This is a genomic window from Marinobacter sp. EhC06, assembly GCF_001650915.1.
Classification (GTDB): domain Bacteria; phylum Pseudomonadota; class Gammaproteobacteria; order Pseudomonadales; family Oleiphilaceae; genus Marinobacter.
Genome location: NZ_LXYO01000033.1, coordinates 178,462 through 200,174, shown reverse-complemented (window position 1 = coordinate 200,174; position 21,713 = coordinate 178,462). Strand labels below are relative to the sequence as shown.

Below are 21,713 nucleotides of genomic sequence, written 5' to 3'. Positions count from 1 at the left end.
TCCATCAGGCAAACAGACGCTGGACTTTTTGCAGGGCGGTAAACAATGTATCCACCTCGTCCAGTGTATTGTAGAACGCGAATGAGGCCCGGGCTGTACCGGGAACTCCATAGAAATCCATCAACGGCATGGCGCAATGGTGGCCAGTGCGGATCGCAATACCCTGCTGATCCAGCAGCGTGCCTATATCACTGGGGTGCAGGCCGGCAATTTTAAAGGACATGACCGGCACTTTCTGTTTTGCGGTGCCGATGATTTCCATGCCGGGGACCGTTTCCACCAACTGGTTGGCCCGCTCAAGCAGGGCGGCCTCGGCCGCTTCCATGGCAGAGCGGTCCAGGCCGTTCAGGTAATCGATGGCCGCTCCCAGCCCAACTGCCTCGGCAATAGCCGGGGTGCCGGCTTCAAATTTGTAGGGCAGGGTATTCCACGTAGTCCGCTCGAAGGACACCCGTTCGATCATCTCTCCGCCGCCCTGATAGGGAGGCATTTCTTCCAGCAACTGGGCCTTGCCATACAGCACGCCAATGCCCGTAGGGCCGAACAGTTTGTGAGAGGAAAACACGTAGAAATCGCAGCCCAGTGCCTGAACATCGGGCTGGTAATGTGGTACCGCCTGGGCGCCATCCACCAGGGTAATGATGCCATGGGCTTTGGCCTGTTCAATCAGGGCCGCGACCGGGTTCACCGTGCCAAGCACATTGGAAACGTGGGTGAAGGCGAGTACCCGGGTTTTTTCATTGAGCAGGCTGGTAAAGGATTCCATGTCCAGCTCGCCATCCGGTGTGACCTGAACAGGAACCACTTTCGCACCTGTGCGTTCGGCAATCATCTGCCAGGGCACGATGTTGGCGTGGTGCTCCATGTAGCTGACCAGAATCTCGTCGCCCGCCTTCAGGCGCGGGGCCAGGCCATTGCCAACCAGATTGATGGCCTCGGTGGTACCACGGGTCCAGATGATCTCCCGGGTGCTTTCGGCATTCAGGAAGCTGCGGACCGTCTCACGGGCGCCCTCGAAGGCGGCGGTAGCCCGGTCACCGAGCGTGTGGGCGCCGCGATGAACGTTGGAGTGCATCTCACGGTAATACCGATCCATAGCTTTAAGCACGGCCTCTGGCTTCTGGGCCGAGGCACCATTATCCAGATACACCAGAGGTTTACCGTTCACCTGCTGTGACAGGATCGGGAAATCCCGGCGAATCGCGTCCACATCAAAAGTGCTACGCTTGGCGGTGCTTGCCACGGACAGATCGGTCATAACCGGTTACGCCTCCTGGAATGTCTGTTCGAAGAAGTGGTTGAGCCGGCCCTGGACCGTCTCCCTCACTGCTTCGACCGGAATCTGCTCTACCAGCTCGTTAATAAAGGCCATGGTAAGCAGGACGTTGGCCTCGCGTCGGCCGATACCCCGTGAAACCAGATAGAACAGCGAAATCTCATCAAGCTGGCCGATGGTTGCGCCGTGGGCACACTTCACATCATCGGCGTAGATTTCAAGTTCCGGCTTGGTATCGATTTCTGCCCCGTTGGACAGCAGCAGGTTCTTGTTGTTCATATCCGCATTGGACTTCTGGGCGTCCTGATGGATATGAATCCGGCCATTGAAAACCGCATGTGACTGGTCTGCTGCAATGTTGCGATAGGTCTCCTCGCTGTTGCAGTGGGCAGCCACGTGCTCAATGGTGGTGTGGTTGTCGTAGTGCTGCTTGCCCTGGGTAACAACCACTCCGTTGAGCTTGCACTCGGCGCCTTCGCCTTCCAGCCGGACCTGCAGATCGTGCCGGCGCAGGGGGCCACCAAAGCCAACGGTATGGCTTTCAAACCGTGAGCTCCGCTGCTGCAGAACACCAGTAGAACCAATGTGCTGGACGTTCTCGCCTTCCATATTCAGGCGGATGCTGGTGATGTTGGCGCCTTCGGCCACATTGAACTCGGTAACGGTATTGACCATCACCTGGGCCGAGCCGCTGGAGATATATTCCTCGACGAGGGTAATCTGGCTGTGTCGACCGGCATCCACGAAAATACGCGGGAAGGCGGAACCGCTGGCCTCAGCCGTTACTTCGTGAACAATGAACAGCGGCTGGTCGAGCACAGCGTCCGGTTTGAGACGAATCAGAAGGCCGTCTTCAAACCGCGCGGAGTTCAGCCGGGCCATCTGGACCGCCTTGTTGTCCAGGGTGCTGTCCAGACGGTCCGCCAGGTCACTGGCTTCCTCGTCGCTCAGGTCACTGAAGCTCTGAATGCTGATGCCGTCGAGATCAGGGTACTCGCAGGCTTCCGGCATCATCACGCCATTGAGAAACGCAACCTTGTAGCCAGGCACCGCCAGGCTGCTGCCGGTCTTGCCTTCCGCCGGCAGGGAAATGGCCATGTCGTCGGTTAGCTTCAGGTACTTGCTGGAGTACTTCCAGTTCTCGGTTTTCCGGGTCGGCAAGGGCATGTCGACCAGTGCGGTTCCCCGTTGCTTGCGCAGGGCGAGCAGGGGCTCAGGCAGTGACTGACCGGCCGGATACAGGAACGCGGTGGAAAGCGTGGGTGCTGGTTTCATTCCGCGACCTCCGGTTTAGTTGGCAGAACTGGTGGCTGAACTGTCGGCAGTTTCTTCATCCTTGAGGCCCAGCCAGCCGTAGCCGCGTTCTTCCAGCTCCAGGGCCAGCTCGCGGCCGCCGGATTTGATGATCTTGCCGCCGGCCAGCACGTGCACGTAATCAGGCACGATGTGGTTCAGCAGACGCTGGTAGTGGGTCACCATCAGGATGGCGCGGTCTTCAGCGCGCAGAGCGTTGACGCCGTCAGAAACAACCTTCAGGGCGTCAATATCAAGCCCGGAATCGGTCTCATCAAGAATCGCCAGCTTCGGCTGCAGCAGCAGCGCCTGCATGATCTCGTTACGCTTTTTCTCACCACCGGAGAAGCCTTCGTTGACACCCCGCTTGAGGAACGCCGGATCCAGATCTACCTGTTTGGAGATCTCTTTGGCGAGCTTCATGAACTCGGCCGCGTTCATCTCATCCTGGCCCTTGTGCTGGCGCATGGCGTTCACGGAGGTGCGCAGGAACTGAAGGTTGCTAACGCCGGGAATTTCCACCGGGTACTGGAATGCCAAAAAGATGCCTTCACGGGCACGCTCTTCGGTCTCAAGTTCCAGCAGGTTCTCGCCATTCAGGGTGATCTCACCCTCGGTGACTTCAAATGCTTCGTTGCCTGCAAGCACCTGCGACAGGGTGCTCTTACCCGAGCCATTGGGGCCCATGATGGCGTGAACTTCCCCGGCCTTGATTTCCAGGTTGATGCCCTTGAGGATTTCTTTGCCCTCAACGGATGCGTGCAGGTTCTTGATGCTCAGCATTTGTAGCGTCTCTCTCATTTAACCGTCTGAATTCTGTTGCGTGCCCCTGACTCAGGGGAGTCAGCCGTCCTGTTAACCAACGGAGCCTTCGAGGCTCACTTCGAGCAGTTTGCCGGCTTCGACAGCGAACTCCATGGGCAGCTCTTTGAAGACTTCCTTACAGAAGCCGTTCACGATCATGGAGACCGCCTGTTCCGGGTCGATACCGCGCTGGCGGCAGAGGAACATCTGCTCGTCGCTGACCTTGGAGGTGGTTGCCTCGTGCTCGACGATGGCCGACTTGTTCTTGCTCTCGATGTAGGGGAAGGTGTGCGCGCCACAGCGATCGCCAATCAGCAGCGAATCACATTGGGTAAAGTTACGCGCGCCCTCCGCTCCCGGGCCGAACTTCACCAGGCCACGGTAGGCGTTGGAACTCTTGCCGGCGGAAATACCCTTGGAGATGATCGTGCTGGAGGTGTTCTTGCCCAGGTGGATCATCTTGGTGCCGGTGTCGGCCTGCTGATAGTTGTTGGTCAGTGCTACGGAATAGAACTCACCAACGCTGTTTTCGCCCCGCAGGATGCAGCTCGGGTACTTCCAGGTAACCGCGGAGCCGGTTTCGACCTGGGTCCAGGAGATCTTCGAGTTCTTGCCGATGGCAGCGCCACGCTTGGTAACGAAGTTGAAGATACCGCCTTTGCCTTCTTCGTCGCCCGGATACCAGTTCTGTACCGTGGAGTACTTGATCTGGGCGTCGTCCAGGGCAACCAGCTCAACAACTGCAGCGTGCAGCTGGTTCTCGTCCCGCATCGGCGCGGTGCAACCCTCGAGGTAGCTCACATAGCTGCCCTCGTCGGCGATGATCAGGGTGCGCTCGAACTGTCCGGTGTTGGCCGCGTTGATGCGGAAATAGGTGGACAGTTCCATGGGGCAGCGAACGCCCTTGGGCACATAAACGAAAGTGCCGTCAGAGAATACCGCTGAGTTGAGCCCGGCAAAGAAGTTGTCACCGTGGGGTACAACAGTGCCGAGGTACTTCTGGACCAGTTCCGGGTAATCGCGGATGGCTTCGGAAATGGAGCAGAAGATCACGCCGGCCTTGGCCAGCGGTTCCTTGAATGTGGTTGCCACGGAGACGGAATCAAAAACCGCATCTACCGCCACGCCCGCGAGCTTCTCGCGCTCGTGCAGGGGAATGCCCAGCTTCTCATAGGTTTTCAGCAGTTCCGGATCCACTTCGTCCAGGCTCTGGGGCATGTCTTCCTTGCGCTTGGGCGCGGAATAATAGGAAATCGAGTTGTAGTCGATTTTCGGGTAGCCCACGTGGGCCCAGTCCGGCTCGTCCATCTCGAGCCAGCGACGGTAGGCTTTCAGACGCCACTCCAGCATCCATTCCGGCTCTTTCTTGATGCCGGACAGGCGGGCGATTACGTCTTCATTCAGTCCGGGTTCGAACGTGTCGGATTCAATGTCTGTTACGAATCCGTGTTCGTATTCCCGTTTGATCAGCTCGTTCACCTCTTGGTCGGTGGTCGCCATGATCGTCGCTCCGTATTCTCTCATCGCGGGCTTGCGCCCTTGGTGTCGCCGACAGCCTCAAGAACGGGCTGCCGATCGGATGTCATCAGTTTGGGTGTTGCAGTGGTCGCTCATCCTGTGAGTACGCCCTGCAATCGCTTTTTGGATGACGGATTTCCAAAGCTGGCATTGAAAAATAAGCAGATTAGCTAGCTTTGATCCATCGCTTCTGGCGAGCGATTATACAATACCAGAGTAAAATAGTCAGGTATTAATTTGTGCGTGCGGTGATTATACCTTAATCGGCCTTTGGGGCACTAAGGGGGGGGGGTAATGAGGCTGATAGTCTGGTTCTTGCAGGGCTGGGCTATTTAGGTGAGTGCAGGGCAGGGTGAGCGGGGTGTCTCCCCAGACACGCCGTGAACCCATCCATGGGGGCTTGGTGTTGCCATCCCTGGCAACACACAGTCTGGGGAGACACCCCGCTCACCCCGCCTCAGACTAATTGCTATGCGCCGAGGGCAAGATTCTGGTTAGGTAGCTGTGCTCCAGAGTCTGTGGAAGATCAGCCGGTTTCGGAATTCGAACGATATGCCCGCTGCCAGGCGCATGGTCCATGGCCTGGCCGTTTCGGTTTTCCATGATATTTGCCGAGAACCGGATGTTGCCGGCCGGGTTGATCAGCTCCAATTGGTCGCCCGGTGCGAATTTGTTCTTTACGTCGATAGTCAGCCAGCGGCCATCCGCCTCCGTAATGGTGCCGACAACCTGCTGGGTGCCAAGGAACGAGGAGCCCTGTTCGTAGGACTGGTATTCCTGGGGTACATGCCGGCGGAGGAAGCCTTCGGTGTAGCCCCGGTTGGAGAGGGCTTCCAGTTGGTTCATCAGGTCCATGTCGAAGGGCTTGCCCTGCATGGCTTCGTCGATGGCCCGGCGGTAGACCTGGGTGGTGCGGGCTACGTAGTAGGTGCTTTTGGTGCGACCTTCGATTTTCAGGGAATGAACGCCCATCTTCGCCAGTTCGGCGACGTGCTGAACGGCTCTCAAATCCTTTGAGTTCATGATGTAGGTGCCGTGTTCATCCTCGTAGGCAGGGATGAATCCGCCGGGGCGGTTGGGCTCTTCCAGCAGGATCTCCTTTGGAGCGACTTCCTGTGCGGCGCCGCTGCCACAGGTGGCGATCAGGTCGCCTGTCTGGTCGTGACCGTGTTCTACCTGCTTGTAGTTCCAGCGGCAGGCGTTGGTGCAGGCGCCCTGGTTGGCATCCCGGTGGTTCATGTAGCCCGAGAGCAGGCAGCGGCCGGAGTAGGCCATGCACAGTGCGCCGTGTACGAAGACTTCCAGTTCCATCTCCGGGACCCGGTCGCGGATCTCGCGAATTTCGTTCAGGGCCAGTTCCCGGGACAGGATGACCCGGCTGATTCCCTGGCGGCGCCAGAACTCGACGGTTGCCCAGTTCACCGCGTTGGCCTGTACCGAGAGATGGATGGGCTGGTCTGGCCATTTTTCCCGCACCAGCATGATCAGGCCGGGGTCGGACATGATCAGGGCGTCGGGTTTTTGCTCCAGTACCGGTGCCAGATCCCTGAGATAAGACCGCACCTTGTCGTTGTGAGGTGCTATGTTGGAGACAAGGTAGAATTGTTTACCGAGTTCGTGGGCCCGTTCAATGCCGGCGCCGAGGGCTGCAACGTCTTTGAAACTGTTGTTTCTTACTCTCAGCGAGTAGCGGGGCTGGCCGGCGTAGACCGCATCGGCGCCATAGGCAAAGGCGGTTTCCAGATGTTCGGGGGTGCCCGCGGGGGCGAGCAGTTCCGGGGTGTTCATAGTGGCTCCGGGCGATTCTGAAAGCGGGGCATTTTGCCTCATGCTAACGGACGTTCCCTTGATCCTGCTCAAAGGTCGTATTGATTGTTTTCGGCTAACATGTGTACGCTCACGGTTCCGGTTTTCGGGCCGAAGCGTTGCAAAGGAGGAGTTCCAGATGGCACTAAAGCCTCTGACGCCAGAGGTGGCGCGGGCTTCGCTGAGTGTCAGGGTTAGTTCCCTGATCAGTGTACAGCTTGCTCGTGGCAAGGTTGGTGTGGAAGTCGTGGCGTCGCAGCTGCATATGAGCCGCTACACGCTGCACAAGAAGTTGAAGCGTGAAGGGCTGACATTCGCCCGTTTGCTTGAGGATGTTCGCCGTAGGCAGGCGCTGACCTACATGCAGGACAAGACCAAGCCGCTGGTGGAGATTGCCGAGCAGCTCGGCTTTTCGGAGTTGAGCGCATTCAGCCGGGCTTTCAAGCGCTGGATGGGTACATCCCCGGCTGAATATCGCTCGGTCAGGCTGTCCTGATCCGGATCAGACCTTTTTGAACACCAGAGAGGCATTGGTGCCGCCAAAGCCAAAGCTGTTGCTCATCACCAGGTCGAGTTTCTGGTTATCCATGCGTTCCCGTACGATCGGGTAGCCTTCGGCCCCTTCGTCGAGGCTCTGGATATTTGCCGACGGAGCAATAAAGCCGTCACGCAGCATGATCAGGCTGTAGATAGCCTCATGCACGCCCGCTGCGCCCAGGGCATGGCCGCAAAGGGGTTTGGTGGAGCTTAGCGGCGGGATCTTGTCGCCAAACGTCTCTTTCAGGGCTTTCAGCTCGGTGATATCCCCGGCCGGGGTGCTGGTGCCGTGAGTGTTCACGTAGCTGATTTCGCCATCCAGATTCTTCATCGCCTGCTTCATGCAGCGCACGGCGCCCTCGCCACTCGGGGCAACCATGTCGGCGCCGTCAGAAGTTGCACCGAAGCCGACGAGCTCTGCCAGTATGTTTGCGCCCCGCGCTTCTGCGTGCTCCAGCGCTTCAAGGGCCAGCACACCGCCGCCACCAGAAATAACGAAGCCGTCCCGGTTCGCGTCATAGGTGCGTGAAGCCAGTTCCGGCGTGTCGTTGTATTTGGTCGACAGAGCGCCCATGGCATCGAACAACAGGCTCAGGGTCCAGTGGATATCCTCGCCGCCGCCGGCAAACATCACATCCTGGCGCCCGAGAGCGATAAGATCCGCGGCATGGCCAATGGAATGCGCACTGGTGGCGCAGGCGGAGGTGATGCCGTAGTTGATGCCACGAATGCCAAACCCGGTTGCCAGTGACGCGTTAATGGCACTGCCCATGGTGCGGGGCACACGATAGGGGCCAACCCGGCGGATGCCGCGGTCGCGATGGGTATCGATGGAATCGAGCAGTTCAACCGTCGAGGCGCCACCCTGGCCAAAGATAATACCGGTGGTATCTGCCTTGATGTGCTTGTCGGTCAGCCCGGCCTGTTCGATGGCTTCGAGCATTGCCAGATAGGTGTAGCCAGAAGCCGGGCACATGAAGCGCCACAGCTTCCGGTCAATCAATTCGGGCAGGTTCAGGTTGATCTGGCCGCAGATGTGGCTGCGCAGACCGTTATCCCGGGCTTCTTCGCTGAAGCCGATGCCGGAACGGGATTCCTTGAGTGACTGGGCGACTTCCTTCTGGTTGGTACCAAGGCTGGAAACTATGCCCATACCGGTGATTACAACACGACGCATCCTGTTAACTCCTAAAAATCATCGGTCGAGGTGAACATGCCAACCCGCAGGTCTTTGGCAGTGTAGATTTCCCGGCCGTCTACTTCCATCCGGCCATCAGCGATTGCCATGGTCAGCTTGCGTCTGATCACGCGCTTGAGATCCAGGCGGTAAGTAACCTTCTTGGCTGTGGGCAACACCTGGCCGGTAAACTTCACTTCACCAGCGCCGAGGGCGCGGCCCTTGCCTTCACCGCCACCCCAGGCCAGGAAGAAACCTACCAGCTGCCACATGGCGTCCAGGCCAAGACAGCCCGGCATAACGGGATCGTCAACAAAGTGCACCTTGAAAAACCACAGGTCCGGATTGATGTCGAGCTCCGCTACCAGGCTGCCCTTGCCGTAGAGGCCGTCGTCGTCAGCGATATGCGTGACGCGGTCAAACATCAGCATTTCATTGATGGGTAGACGCATGGAGCCAGGGAAGAGCTCGCCGTGGCCGCATTTGATCAGGTCTTCTTTATCAAAATGATCCGGGTTCATAGTGCCAGTGTCTCTGTTACAAAATGATTTCCTCATACTTTAGCTCGAATTTCGCGAGGAGCTATTGACCTTTAGTGGATGATTGCCGGTTTGAAGTTCCCGGATTTTGTCTGTTTACCCCGTTTGATGGTCATCAAGGTGGTCGCCAGGCACCGCGAATACAATCATCAGGAGTCCGTTTTGTGAAATCCGGAGATTCGAAACTGGCAAGGAGGGCGTATGTCCGGGAATGAGGAAACCATCGAAGGTAAGGTCCGGCGCAAGGGTGACCGGGTTATGGTACGTCTGGAAAGAGAGACCGGGCATTTGCCGGAAAGAGTCTGGGAAATGCTGACCGACTCGGTGTATCTGGCCGAGTGGCTGGCTCCGGGTACTCTGGACGCCAGGCCGGGCGGTCGGGTTCAGCTGGATTTCGGTAACAGTGGTATGCCGATCGATTGCCGGGTCACAGATTGCCAGCCCAATCGTCGCCTGGCCTATTCCTGGAGTTCTGGTGATTCCCCCGAACGGCCCTTGGTGTGGGAGCTTGATCCCATCGACGAGGGAACCCGCCTGTCACTGACCTTATTACTGCCTGACGATGAAGTGGTGCCCATTGCCTGCGCGGGCTGGGATGCTCACCTTGAGATGCTGCTGGCGGCATTGGAGGGGATCAGTATTCACTTCCCGGCCAGCCGGTTCCGCCAGGCAAGGGCAAGGTTCGAGTTGCTGGTCAGGCAGGAGTTGGCTGCCTGACCAGCGGTTCAGCCTTCACGGCCATCGGGTCTGGGGCTGGCGAGGATGCCGGTGTAGCGGTACAGGAACATACCGAAGGCAAACAACCAGAGCAGGGTGCTGCTGCCAATGCCGGGGTGCCAGGGAATGATTTCGAAGGCGGTAAGCACCCGTATCAGTGCGGCCAGATGAATTGCAACGAACGCAAGCACCATGCCTTTGGGCAGCACCAATGGTCTGCCGCTGTGGCCGAGGGCGACCCGGGCAATGACTCCGAGAATCAGGCACGCGACCGCGCCGGTTCCGGCGGCGTGACTCCACGCGTTGGACGGCCAGCCCGCGAACAGTGTGCCCGCCAGCAGGAACAGGGACACCGGCACCCAAAGGATGGACAGGTGCAGAATCCAGAGCAGTGGTTCCTGGCGAACGAGCCAGCCTTTCCAGCCAGCAAGACGCACCAGCATAAGCACACCAGAGAGCAGGGCCAGCACACCGGTCACCGTTTGCCAGCCCGTGACCAGTGATGCCATCAGGAGAATCAGGCTGAACACCGTTGCCATATCCAGTGCGGGCACCGTTTTTACAGCGGTACTGTCGAGGCCCCGCTGACGCAGCCATCCGGTTGAAAATGCCGGAGTGATGCGACCGCCGATAATGCTGATCAGTGCCATGGCCATGATCAGAGCGCCATAGCTGAAGGCCATCTCGAGCCGGGTTACAAATCCGATCTGCATCAGCCAGAGGAGGCCGAGTACCACCATGATCATCAGTTGCCGCTTTTGCCGCGCGTGCCAGATTCGCCAGCCGGCATCCACCATAACCAGGGGCAGGAATGCCAGATTCACGCCCTGAACCAGCCAGTAAGGCAGTTCAGCACCGGTTGCCAGCAGCAGACGGCCGGCCAGCCAGACACCCCAGAGCAGCAACAATCTGAATCCGTGGGTGCGTTCCGTCTGGGTCCAGACGCACACTGCGGTCAGCAGGAACCCCGCGATTGCGGCCGACAGAAACCCGAACAGCATCTCGTGCTGATGCCAGAACAAACCGGGCATAGCGAGCGGCAGGCTGATAACACCGTTTACCTGCATCACCCACAGGGGGATGGCAGCAATGGCCAGAACGGTCATCGACAGAAAGAAAATCCGGAAGGGATAGGAAAATAGCTGACTGACGCTGGCAGACGCCCGTTCAGGGGAAGTCGGAATGGCCTGCATAGATGTCTCCCATATACATGTATTCTGGGTATATGTTAAACCCTGCTGCCTTCGTTAACCATACCTGCTTGGGGGTAGATTGCGTACAATGGCCGCAAGCCATTCAGTCACAAAGGAAATTCCATGACGTCGTACATGATTCTGAAGCACCTGCACATGACCACCGCGTACCTGACCATCACCCTGTTTGCCCTGCGTCTGCTGCTGGACGCCGTTGGAAGACCAGGCTGGCGCGAGACACCGCTGCGGTTTATCCCCCACATCAACGACACCATACTGCTGGTGGCGGCAATCTCTCTGGTTTTTGTGGCCGGATACGCATCGGCCATGCCCGGGTGGCTGATTGCCAAAATTGTCTTGCTGTTCGGCTACATCATCGCCGGCGTATTCGCCCTGAAAACCACCCTCGGCAAGCCCGTTCGGATTTCCGCAGCGGTGCTTGCCCTGGTGCAGGTGAGCGCCATCCTGCATCTGGCAATGACCAAGCCATTCTGAGTCAGCGCTTTTCGCTGATTTGCTTCGTCAGCTCCGCCAGCTGAACCTGCACCGCCTGGAGCTGGCGTGCAATCTCATCCCGCTCATCATGGGCCTTCTGGGCCTGCTTGGCGTTCTGCTCCTCGCTCATGACCTCCAGGATGGCCCCGATCATCATGTTCAGGAAAACAAACGCTGTCAGGAAAATGAAGGTGATGTAGAAAATCCAGCTAAGCGGGTATTGCTCCATGGTGGCGTACATCACATCCGTCCAGTCCTCGAAGGTGGCCACCCGGAACAGGGTCAGCATGGCAATGGCCACATCGCCCCAGAGCTCCTCGTCCACGCGGGCGAAGAACATTGAGCCCATGGCCGCGTAGATATAGAAAATGATGAACATCAGCAGGGCGATGTAGCCCATGCGTGGAATGGCCTTTAACAGGGAGTTGATCAGGAACCGAAGCTCCGGCACCACGGATACCAGGCGCAACACCCGGAACACCCGCAACAGACGCCCCAGCAAAACCGCTTCGGAGTTATCCAGAGGAATCAGGCTGCCGATCACCACCAGGGTGTCGAACAGGTTCCAGCCGTCGAACAGAAATCGCTTTTTGTTGGCGCACACGCCAAACCGGAACAGGATTTCCACCAGGAAAAACAGGGTGATGGCATTGTCCATGACGATCAGCGACTTCTCCACCAGAGGTGGCAGATCATAGGTTTTAGCGCCGATGGTCAGGGCCGACAGGATGATGATGGTAATGACTGCGCCTTGGAAAACCTTGCTGGACTCAATGCGGCGGAGTTTCTCGAAACCGGAGGCGGGGCTTAATTGGGACGACATGGCAGGCGGCGGCTCCAGATAATTCGGGGGGAGGGCGGAATTCTAAAGGGCTGCGACGGAATTGGATAGCCCGAATGATGGTCGGACGCCCCTGACAGCGAAGCGGCCGTACGTAATAAGCAAGATTTATTCAGCTTGATCAGAAATATTCATTCGTGCGATGGGCAAACCCTTCCCATAATCAGGTCACAAACAACAATACCAAAAGCGAGTGACATTCCATGGAAGACAGACCGGAGTTAGCCGGCTGGCGCTGGGGGCCGTTCACCTTCCGCGTTCCGTTTTACCACACGCGCCTGTGCTGGTCCGAGTTCCTGCAGGGGCTTTTTGTTTCAGCTGCGACAGGCCTGGCATTAATTCCCGTAATGACCGCCTTCTTCGGACTCAGTTTTGAAGAAGCCGTCGCATTGTCGATGATCCATGCCTCCCTGATTGCCTCGGCGGTGATCGTTTTCGGCGAGCCCTACGCGGGAGGCTGGATTACCCCCGCGTTGCCCCTGATTCTGGCGTTTGTGATAGGGGGCTATGAGGATCCGGTCAGCCGGTTCCAGGCAATGACCGCGCTGAGCTTGGTGTTTGCCTCGCTTGTCCTGTTTCTCGGTATAACCGGCCTGGGCCGGCGCTTTGTGATCTGGCTGCCCGATACGCTCAAGGCCGGCATTATTCTCGGGGCCTCGATAGCTGCGCTCAAGCGGGTGTTCGTCGACGATGCTGAGCGCTTTCTGCTTGAACAGCCGATCGCCACGGGTCTTGCCTGTGCCATCTGCCTGATATTCACTTTCTCCATTCCGATGCAGAAGCTCAAGGAACGGAGCCGTTTCTTCTTCATGCTGGGAGCACTGGGCTTGCTGCCGGGCTTTCTGGCCGCGGCCATCGTCGGGCCCTTGGTTGGTGAGGTGAATTTCGATATCCAATGGGGAATCCTGGTGCCACCACTGGGTGAGGCATTGGCGAAGGTTTCGCCGTTGGCCATAGGCTGGCCGTCCCAGGAGATGATTCTCCAGAGTATTCCGCTGGCGCTGATTGCCTACATCATCCTGTTTGGCGATCTGGTCACCGGGAATGAAGTGCTGCGTGACGGCTTGAAGGTGCGCAAGGACGAGCATGTGGATATCAACCTCAACCGCACCCACTTCTCCCTGTCGATCCGTAACGCCATCATGGGAATTGTTGCGCCCTTCTTCCCGACCCAGGGCGCGGTCTGGACTGGCGTTCACGTGATTGTGGTGCAGCGCTGGAAGCAGGGGCCCAAGGCCATGAACAGCCTGCACAGCGGCCTCGCCTCCTACTATCTGATGGGCCTGCCGTTTATCTTCTTCCTGTTGCCGCTACTGACCGGGCTCAAACCGTTGCTGGGTGTTGCCCTGTCGCTGACTCTGGTGCTTACCGGCTTTGCCTGCGCCTACATTGCCATGTCGATCCCGAGGGATAATGCTTCCCGGGGTACGGTGGTTCTGATTGGCGCCGCGCTGGCGTTCTTTGAACCGTGGATGGGGCTGTTGATTGGCGTGGTGGCTACCCTGGCACTGGTGGGCTGGGACCGGAGCCCGGATCCAATTCCCCACGACGAGTGACGCGCCGATGGCAGATCCCTGGTGTCAGCCAGCCTGGCCCAGGATGATCTGCCATTCCTCCTCGCCCACGGGCATCACGGATAGCCGGTTACCTTTGCGAACCAGGGGCAGGTCTTCGAGCCCGGCCATGGATTTCAGCTCCGCCAGCGGGATCAACCTTGGCAGGGTGCGAACATACTTCATGTCGACAGCCTGCCAGCGAGGCTTTTCCTTCGTGCTCTTGCCATCGTAGTAGGGCGATTCCGGGTCAAACTGGGTTGGATCCGGATAGCCGCTGCGAACAACCGTCACTATGCCGGCAATCCCGATGTGCTTGCAGCTGGAGTGGTAGAGGAAAACCTCGTCGCCCTCTGCCATTTGGGCCAGAAAATTCCGGGCCTGGTAGTTACGCACGCCGTCCCACGGGATCACCCCGTCCGGGGCTTTGGCAAAATCCTCAATGCCACATTCCGCGGGTTCTGATTTAACCAGCCACTTGGCCATGATGGTTCTCCCATTTACCGAATCAGCCTCATTGCAGTCCCCGCGATTATACGAAAAAGCCCCGCAGTGCGGGGCAACGAGGGGCAATAAATCAAGCGGCGTCAGGATTGGCCTGCTGTTGGCGGTGGCGCCAGAGGTTCTTTGGGTTTTTTGCGGTTCAGCGGGTAAAACAGCTGTGGCGAGGCCAGTTCCGGCAAATCCGTTCTTTCCTCGTTGGCGGCCCACTCCACCCGCTCGGCAGAACGGATTGCATAGTGCATCCACGCCAGGGCAGCTGCAACGATCACAAACATCAGCATAAAGCAGCTCTGCCAGATGCCCGTGAGGTCGTTCAGTACCCCGAAGGTCAATGGCAGGATAAATCCTCCAAGCCCGCCAATCATACCGACCACACCGCCTACGGCGCCGACATGCATGGGGTAGTAAACCGGAATGTGTTTGTACACCGCTGCCTTGCCCAGGGACATAAAGAATCCGAGGATAAAGATCAGCGCCACGAACATGGGCAGGTTCATGGCCAGGGTAAAGCGGATATCACCATCAATGCCCTGAACGACGTAATCGGTGGGCGGATAGCTCAGCAGAAACGTGCACAGAACCGAAGCACCGAAGGTCCAGTACATCACCCGACGGGCGCCGAAACGGTCTGACATCCAGCCGCCCAGAATCCGGAACAGGGAGGCCGGAATGGTGTAGAGCGCGGCAATGATACCGGCGGTTTTGATGTCCAGGCCGTAGACGCCAATCAGGAAGTGCGGCAGCCAGAGCGCCAAAGCCACAAAGGCGCCGAACACGAAGAAGTAGTACAGGGCAAAGCGCCAGACCCTCAGCTCCCGCAGGGGTTCCATCTGCTCCAGGAAGGTTTTGGACTTGCTGCCAGCCCGCTCTGCCGCCAGAGGATCTTCCTTGGCCAACAGGATGAAAACAACACCCATGATCGCCAGCACCGTGGCGTAAATCTGTGCGGTGCTTTCCCAGCCGAATGCCACCAGCAGGAACGGGGCCCCGAAATTGGTTACTGCCGCGCCCACGTTGCCCGCACCGAAAATGCCCAGGGCTGTGCCCTGCCGCTCCGGTTCAAACCAGGCCGCCGTGTAGGCCACCCCCACGATAAAGGCACCACCTGCCAGGCCAACGCCCAGAGCGCCTACCAACAGCATGAGGTACGTGGTTGCGAATGTGAGCAGGTACACGCAGGCGGCGGTCGTGAGCATCAGAATACCGAACACCCAGCGGCCGCCGTACCGGTCTGTCCAGATGCCCAGGAAAAGTCGACTTATCGAGCCGGTAAGAATGGGGGTGGCCATTAGCAGACCCAACTGGGTATCCGACAGCCCTAGATCCTCGCTGATGCGAATCCCGATGATGGAGAAAATGGTCCACACCGCAAAGCACAGGGTGAAGGCGAAAGTGGATAAACCCAGCGCGCGATATTGCTCGGGTTTTGACGGGCTGATAGCCATGTTTCCCCTCCTTTCAGATATCCATCGAGTGCTGTCTGAAAGCACCTCTTAAACCATACCAAAAACAGGGTTTTTCCATGCGGGGCATTGGAGGTACCTCCTGCTGGGTGCAGTGGTGGTAGGCAATCCGAGGCTTTTGAGGTGCAGGGGATAGATCCTTGATTTCTCTCGTGGGGTACGCGTTGCCAGGGTTGATTTACGTCAATTATGGGCGGCACCGGAGTGTGGGCTAATGCTGACAGATATCAATGGATGCACCTTGAAATGGCCTTTGAAAGGGCGCCGAAAACGCCCTCGGGAGAACCCAAAATGAAAATCATGATTGCCTACGACGGCTCGCGAAATGCCAGGTTGGCGCTGGCTCAGACCATCACCATGTTTCGCGATCTCAAACCCGTCATCACTCTGGTTGCAGTTGCCGAGAATCCGCGGGACATCACCTCCGGAAATGAGGACATGTTCCAGCAGGAAGTGACAGAGCTCAAAAACCACCTGGCTGAGGCGATGGAGGTCTGCGAGCAGGAGCAGGTCTCTGCTGAGAACATGCTTCTGGAGGGCGACCCGAGAAAGATGCTGCTGTTCGCCGCGGAAAAGAAGGTCCACCCGGACATGCTGGTTATCGCCCGCCACAGCCATGAGCCTGACGGCGGTTTTATTGCCCGCTCACTGACTTACTTCGTGGACGAACTGGATTACATGACCTTCGGCAGCGTGAGTTCCTTCCTCGCCCGCCGCATCCAGTGCCCGCTTCTTATTCTGCCCAGCCGTTGAGTCTGGCCATAACCGTTTCTGTATCTGAAAGCCCAGGGAGGCTGACATGAAAGTCGCAGACGTTTTCCACGTCAAGAATCCGGAAGTCAGGGCACTGCATCTGACCTGGATCGCATTCTTTATCACGTTCTACGTGTGGTTCAACATGGCGCCGCTGGCATCGAGCATGCTCAAAAGCGTCGACTGGCTGACCGCCGATGACCTTCGCCTGTTTGCCATCTGCAACGTGGCATTAACTATTCCTGCCCGGATCATCGTGGGCATGGCCCTGGACCGTTTTGGTCCCCGTCGCGTGTTTTCCGTGCTGATGGTGCTGATGTCCATCCCGGCGCTGGTGTTTGCGTTCGGTAACACCATGACGCAACTGCTGGTCAGCCGTCTGGTGCTCAGCTCCATCGGTGCCAGCTTTGTGGTGGGTATTCACATGACCGCCATGTGGTTCAAACCAAAAGACATCGGCTTCGCCGAAGGTTTCTATGCCGGTTGGGGCAATTTCGGCTCGGCCGCTGCGGCCATAACACTGCCAACCATTGCACTGCACATGTACGGTGGTGAAGACGGCTGGCGCTGGGCCATCGCCCAGAGTGCGATTGTGATGGCCGGCTATGGCGTCTATTACTGGTTCGCGATTACTGACGGCCCTGTTGGCACTGTTCATCGCAAGCCGCGCAAGGCCGTGGCTCTGGAAGTCAGCAGCTGGGGCGACATGATCAAGCTGATCCTCTGGACTATTCCCCTGGTGGGCGTTCTGGGCATTCTGGTATGGCGCATCGAGAACATGGGGTACCTGAGTGCTACCGGCGCCGCCATCTGTTACGCGGTGATTGTGGCGATTGTCTGCTATCAGATTATCCAGATTCTGCGGGTTAATGTTCCCTTGCTGAAACAGGGCGTGCCGGAAGACGATAAATACCCGTTTAACAGCGTGGCAGCGTTGAACAGCACATACTTCGCCAACTTTGGTGCCGAGCTGGCGGTGGTGTCCATGCTGCCGATGTTCTTCGAGGAAACCTGGAGCCTGAGTGCGACCGCCGCCGGCCTTATCGCTGCCTCCTTTGCCTTCGTGAACCTGGTGGCGCGCCCGATGGGTGGCCTGGTTTCAGACCGCATGGGCAACCGCCGGTTTGTGATGCTCAGCTACATGTTTGGCATCTCCGTGGGCTTTGCGCTGATGGGCCTGATGAACTCTAACTGGCCGCTGATTATTGCCGTGGGCATTACCGTATTCACCTCATTCTTCGTGCAGGGTGCCGAGGGCGCCACCTTTGGCATTATCCCCTCCATCAAGCGGCGTCTGACTGGCCAGATCTCCGGCATGGCGGGCGCTTATGGCAACGTGGGTGCGGTGGTGTACCTGACCATCTTCACCTTCGTAACCCCGACCCAGTTCTTCTACATCATTGCCGGTGGCGCGTTTATCAGCTGGTTGCTGTGCATCATGTGGCTGAAGGAGCCGGAGTCAGGCTTTGCCGATGAATACCAGGTGTCCTCTGTGGATCTCCAGATCGAAGAGGAAGAGCGTCGCCGGCAGGCTGCCGCTACCAGCTAACCGGGAACTGTTGAAGAAGAGGCCGCCGAGGCATTGCCCGGCGGCTTTTTTGCGTTTGAAGGGGCATCATTTCGGGGGCAAGCCTGCCGTACTGTGCCCACGGATCAGAAGTGGTCGTAGGCGAATTTCATGTAGGTGATTCCAGGGCTCAGAACCAACCGCCAGGCCAGTTCGATATCGTCGCTGCACTCCTGGTCATAGGCTCTTACGGTGTCCGTCAGGCAGTCGAGCCAGAGGTCGTAGAGGTAGGGCTTGATGCTCAGATGGCGGGCGCTGTGAAGGCAGGCTATTCGATGAAGGACATCGTCAACGTTGCCGCTGGCGTAAAAGGCTACGAGGCTGAAAAAGGATTTCTTCAGCATACTCCGCTGAACGGCCATATCGGTATTGCGAAACAATGCCCGGACCTCGGGAGAAGACATCAGGAACCGGCGATAGAAGCCTTCAAAGAAGTCAGGCACCTCGGGTGGGGTCTGAAGGACACGCTCGTAGCTCGCGTCGAATAGCTCTTCAAAGGACATGGCAGGCTCCCTGGTTCTGTCGGGATTAAATCCAATATCCTGAATCTAGCATTTGCCAGCGTGTGCGTCATATTGTGCAGATATGGAGGTAGCCTTTGATGGAAGGCAGGCATAAAAAAACCGGCGCCCTTCACGGACGCCGGCTGTTACTTGAACCCTGTATCAGGGGTTCTTGATGTACGCATCCTTGCGCAGGTAGAACCACCAGTTAACCACCAGACAGAGTGCGTAGAACACCGCGAACCCGTACATGGCCACCTCCGGGGTGCCGGCCTGGATTTCCTGGCCCATCACCCTGGGGGCGATAAACGCGCCGTAGGCGGCAACCGCAGAGGTCCAGCCCAGAACCGGGCCTTTCTGCTGCTGGTTGAAAATGAAGCCGATGCTGCGGAAGGTGGAGCCGTTACCGATACCACTGGCGGCAAACATGATGATGAACAGGATCAGGAACGGCGCAAAGTAGGTGTTTGGATCGGTGGAGTTGTAGGCCAGCATCATCACATAGCCGGTGGCCACAGAGGCTGCCACCATCACAACCGAGATGATCTGGGTAACGATGGATCCGCCCACCTTGTCGGAAATCCAGCCGCCCACCGGGCGGATCAGTGCGCCTACAAACGGCCCCATCCAGGCCCAGGTCAGTGCGCTGGGCGCATCAGGATTGACTACACGGGTTACCGTGCCATCGGCCGCCACTTCCATCATGTTGCCGAAGATAACGCTGATAGACAGCGGCAGGGCAGCGGAGAAGCCGATGAATGATCCAAAGGTAAGGATGTAGAGCACAGTCATGGACCAGGTGTGCTTGTTGCTGAAGATCGCAAACTGGTTCTGGATGTTGGGCTTGATGTCGCCCGGGATCAGCCGCAGAAGAATCAGCGTCAACACAATGGTCAGCGGCAGTGCCAGCCACATGTTCAGAACACTGAGGGCCCAGACGCCAGCGATAGAGGCGAGAATGCCTACACCATAGAGTCCCAGAATCTTGCCGAAGGCCGAGAGGGGGTTGCCGGGGTTCGGCGTAACCACTTTCAGGTTGTTCATTCCAAACCAGCCGGCAAACGCCAGCGGGATCAGAAACACCAGCCAGATAAACCCGGCGTTCTGGATCCAGGTATCGGTACCCGCCTCGATGCGGCCAATCAGCGTGCCGCTGGGGCTCTGCAGCTGCATTGGGTCACCGGCAAGGGCGCCGAAGATACCCACGGTCATGACCAGTGGGATGACCACTTGCATGGTAGTTACGCCGAAGTTACCGAGACCGGCGTTCATGCCCAGGCCATAGCCCTGTTTGCTTTTCGGGTAGAAGGTGCTGATGTTGCTCATGGAGCAGGCGAAGTTACCGCCGCCGATACCGGAGAGCAGTGCCAGTGCCTGGAACACGATAAACGGTGTATCCGGGTTCATCAGGGCGATGCCGGTACCGGCAGCAGGAATCATCAGCAGGGCAGTGGTCAGGAACACCGTGTTTCGTCCGCCGGCGATCTTGATCATGAACGACGCGGGGATCCGCAGGGTGGCACCAGACAGCCCTGCAATCGCAGACAGTGTAAACAGTTGCTCAATACTGAAAGGAAAGCCCAGGTTCTTCATCTGGGTGGTAATCATTCCCCACATCAGCCAGACGGCAAAGCCCATCAGCAGGCTGGGGATGGAAATCCAAAGGTTGCGGGAAGCAATACGCTTGCCCTCCCGCTCCCAGAATTCTTCGCTCTCGACATCCCAGTGTTCGATGTCTGCGTTGGTTTTGGCCATGATTTTGACTCCGTCGGTTAACGTGCCCTTGGCCCAGTTTCTGGTGGCGCTCGGGCTTCTCGACACCATTGTGCAAAGCGAGGTGGGGAGGCATTCTTGATATTTCTCAAAGACAAAATGTCGTCTCAGCTGGCCGGTATTTTGATGAAAAGTCAGGGGCATTTAAGGTCAATAAAACCTATTAAAATCAAATGGGTGCGATAGTGATATCCCGAAGTGGGTAGGTGTTCCGGATGCTGGCGCAGTGGAGGTAGCCAATCATTTCCGGCGGTTCTGGCTATCTCGGAACAGTAAAATCGTCTGCAGCGCCACAAAACCGTAGATGCAGGACCAGCTCGCCGCTGCCAACCAGAGCGCAGCCGGTTCAAGAAAGGGCGCGTTCCCCGCGTAGAGTCGGGCGATTGCTGCAACGGCCATGCCCGAGGCGATGCTAGCAACCTGCCAGGTCGGTGGTGTCATTCGTCTGGCTCGCTGCCAGGCGAGCCGCAGCATGACACTGGTGGAAAGCGTGCCGAGGGCACCGATCGTTATCAGGTGCATAAAGGGGACTGGATCGCTTTCTTGCACAAGGCTTAACCCGCTTGCGCCAGCGCCTGCAGCCAGCCATAAGTAGCCAAGGGCCAGCACCAGAAGGTCTGGCCGGTTTCGGCAATGCCAGAGTTTCCAGCGAACAGCGCGAACCACAATCAGTAAACCCGCAACCAGCAATAACAGCCCCACGGCCGGGGCCGCGACTGGTAGAAAGCTGAGCAGCAATACCAGCAGCAAGGTGGCCAGAAGCGTTCCCTCAACATGTGGCTGAACCCGGGCCTCAAGGGGAATGCCCCGTTTCTCAAGCGTGCCGGCCACTGCTGGTGCGATGATTCGACCCCCGATAAACGTCATCAGAAGCAGCAAACCGACAATGGCGGTTGTCAGTACCTGGCGGCTATCCTGAATCGCCGGTGCGCTTGCGGCCAGTGTGTTGCTGGCAAGCCAGAAAAGGACCGACAACAGGCAAAGAAGCAGAATCAGCGGGCCGGCAATCCGGTTGCGCCATTTCTTTGCAGCCTGAAATCTTGGGACCGCGTAGCGCGCCAGTAGGAGGGCGAAGGCCGGGCTTAGCAGTTGGGCGGCAATACTTTCCGGAGCAAGAATCCAGCTGACCCTCGCTAGTAGCCAAAGCGTAAAGAGCAGAGTGAGTACCCGGTCAGGTTGGGGGCCGAGTGTGTAGCCGGCGATTAGGGCCAGGGCGAACCCGAATATCAATTCATGGCCGTGTCCCGCACCCAGCAAACCAGGCGGCCAACCTGTCCCGGACAGCACACTGTATATCGACAGGGGAACCGTTAATGCGGCGAATAGTGATGCGGCAGGGAAGAACAGCCAGAACGCATTAATGTTCTTTCGTGGCATGCCTGAGTTGTCCGAAGTCATCTC

At 58.0% G+C, this 21,713-nt stretch carries 20 protein-coding genes; 6 read left to right on the top strand and 14 right to left on the bottom strand.

The window, feature by feature from the left end:
- Positions 1-4: 4 nt before the first annotated feature.
- From A8B84_RS16760 to yegQ, 5 genes are all read right to left on the bottom strand, one after another.
- Positions 5-1,258 (bottom strand): cysteine desulfurase, encoded by a 1,254-nt coding sequence (locus A8B84_RS16760; protein ID WP_064227554.1) that lies wholly within the window; start codon positions 1,256-1,258, stop codon positions 5-7.
- 6 nt (positions 1,259-1,264) lie between these two features.
- Complete coding sequence (sufD, locus tag A8B84_RS16755; RefSeq protein ID WP_064227555.1) at positions 1,265-2,551, bottom strand: Fe-S cluster assembly protein SufD; 1,287 nt, start codon at positions 2,549-2,551, stop codon at positions 1,265-1,267.
- A gap of 15 nt (positions 2,552-2,566) precedes the next feature.
- On the bottom strand, positions 2,567-3,352 hold the full coding sequence (gene sufC, locus A8B84_RS16750; protein ID WP_064227556.1) for a Fe-S cluster assembly ATPase SufC: 786 nt from the start codon (positions 3,350-3,352) through the stop codon (positions 2,567-2,569).
- 72 nt (positions 3,353-3,424) lie between these two features.
- Entirely contained in the window at positions 3,425-4,873 is a 1,449-nt protein-coding gene (sufB, locus tag A8B84_RS16745; protein ID WP_064227557.1) for a Fe-S cluster assembly protein SufB, read from the bottom strand.
- Between the two features lie 480 nt (positions 4,874-5,353).
- A complete protein-coding gene (gene yegQ / locus A8B84_RS16740) occupies positions 5,354-6,679 on the bottom strand; it encodes a tRNA 5-hydroxyuridine modification protein YegQ (protein ID WP_064227558.1) in 1,326 nt (441 codons plus the stop codon).
- A gap of 157 nt (positions 6,680-6,836) precedes the next feature.
- On the opposite strand from yegQ, the gene A8B84_RS16735 reads away from it, so the two are divergent.
- On the top strand, positions 6,837-7,193 hold the full coding sequence (locus A8B84_RS16735) for a helix-turn-helix transcriptional regulator (protein WP_064227559.1): 357 nt from the start codon (positions 6,837-6,839) through the stop codon (positions 7,191-7,193).
- Between the two features lie 6 nt (positions 7,194-7,199).
- Here the strand turns inward: A8B84_RS16735 and fabB are convergent, their stop codons facing one another.
- Both fabB and fabA read right to left on the bottom strand, forming a co-directional pair.
- Entirely contained in the window at positions 7,200-8,411 is a 1,212-nt protein-coding gene (gene fabB, locus A8B84_RS16730) for a beta-ketoacyl-ACP synthase I (protein ID WP_064227560.1), read from the bottom strand.
- A gap of 11 nt (positions 8,412-8,422) precedes the next feature.
- The gene (gene fabA, locus A8B84_RS16725) at positions 8,423-8,932 is read right to left on the bottom strand and encodes a bifunctional 3-hydroxydecanoyl-ACP dehydratase/trans-2-decenoyl-ACP isomerase (protein ID WP_008169354.1); all 510 of its coding nucleotides are present in this window, start codon (positions 8,930-8,932) and stop codon (positions 8,423-8,425) included.
- 219 nt (positions 8,933-9,151) lie between these two features.
- Here fabA and A8B84_RS16720 point away from each other — a divergent pair, with 219 nt between their 5' ends.
- Positions 9,152-9,667 (top strand): SRPBCC family protein, encoded by a 516-nt coding sequence (locus A8B84_RS16720; RefSeq protein WP_138103048.1) that lies wholly within the window; start codon positions 9,152-9,154, stop codon positions 9,665-9,667.
- 8 nt (positions 9,668-9,675) lie between these two features.
- Here A8B84_RS16720 and A8B84_RS16715 read toward each other — a convergent pair whose 3' ends face one another.
- A complete protein-coding gene (locus A8B84_RS16715) occupies positions 9,676-10,860 on the bottom strand; it encodes an NnrS family protein (protein WP_064227561.1) in 1,185 nt (394 codons plus the stop codon).
- Between the two features lie 123 nt (positions 10,861-10,983).
- Here A8B84_RS16715 and A8B84_RS16710 point away from each other — a divergent pair, with 123 nt between their 5' ends.
- Entirely contained in the window at positions 10,984-11,355 is a 372-nt protein-coding gene (locus A8B84_RS16710; protein WP_064227562.1) for a SirB2 family protein, read from the top strand.
- A 1-nt stretch (position 11,356) separates the two neighbouring features.
- On the opposite strand, the gene A8B84_RS16705 is transcribed toward A8B84_RS16710, so the two are convergent.
- A complete protein-coding gene (locus A8B84_RS16705) occupies positions 11,357-12,178 on the bottom strand; it encodes an ion transporter (RefSeq protein ID WP_064227563.1) in 822 nt (273 codons plus the stop codon).
- 221 nt (positions 12,179-12,399) lie between these two features.
- On the opposite strand from A8B84_RS16705, the gene A8B84_RS16700 reads away from it, so the two are divergent.
- Positions 12,400-13,752 (top strand): hypothetical protein, encoded by a 1,353-nt coding sequence (locus tag A8B84_RS16700; protein WP_062781106.1) that lies wholly within the window; start codon positions 12,400-12,402, stop codon positions 13,750-13,752.
- Between the two features lie 24 nt (positions 13,753-13,776).
- On the opposite strand, the gene A8B84_RS16695 is transcribed toward A8B84_RS16700, so the two are convergent.
- Entirely contained in the window at positions 13,777-14,235 is a 459-nt protein-coding gene (locus tag A8B84_RS16695; protein ID WP_064227564.1) for an EVE domain-containing protein, read from the bottom strand.
- A 101-nt stretch (positions 14,236-14,336) separates the two neighbouring features.
- Entirely contained in the window at positions 14,337-15,698 is a 1,362-nt protein-coding gene (locus A8B84_RS16690; protein ID WP_053112981.1) for an MFS transporter, read from the bottom strand.
- Between the two features lie 309 nt (positions 15,699-16,007).
- Between A8B84_RS16690 and A8B84_RS16685 the strand changes: the two genes are divergently transcribed.
- On the top strand, positions 16,008-16,469 hold the full coding sequence (locus A8B84_RS16685) for a universal stress protein (protein ID WP_064227704.1): 462 nt from the start codon (positions 16,008-16,010) through the stop codon (positions 16,467-16,469).
- A gap of 46 nt (positions 16,470-16,515) precedes the next feature.
- Entirely contained in the window at positions 16,516-18,018 is a 1,503-nt protein-coding gene (locus A8B84_RS16680; protein ID WP_064227565.1) for an MFS transporter, read from the top strand.
- 104 nt (positions 18,019-18,122) lie between these two features.
- On the opposite strand, the gene A8B84_RS16675 is transcribed toward A8B84_RS16680, so the two are convergent.
- The 3 genes from A8B84_RS16675 to A8B84_RS16665 all read right to left on the bottom strand — a co-directional run bounded on the left by A8B84_RS16675 (position 18,123) and on the right by A8B84_RS16665 (position 21,710).
- Positions 18,123-18,539 (bottom strand): globin, encoded by a 417-nt coding sequence (locus A8B84_RS16675; RefSeq protein WP_064227566.1) that lies wholly within the window; start codon positions 18,537-18,539, stop codon positions 18,123-18,125.
- A 162-nt stretch (positions 18,540-18,701) separates the two neighbouring features.
- Positions 18,702-20,294: a hypothetical protein gene (locus tag A8B84_RS16670; protein WP_064227567.1), complete on the bottom strand. Its 1,593-nt coding sequence runs from the start codon at positions 20,292-20,294 to the stop codon at positions 18,702-18,704.
- Between the two features lie 258 nt (positions 20,295-20,552).
- Entirely contained in the window at positions 20,553-21,710 is a 1,158-nt protein-coding gene (locus A8B84_RS16665) for an NnrS family protein (RefSeq protein ID WP_082905202.1), read from the bottom strand.
- Positions 21,711-21,713: the final 3 nt, after the last annotated feature.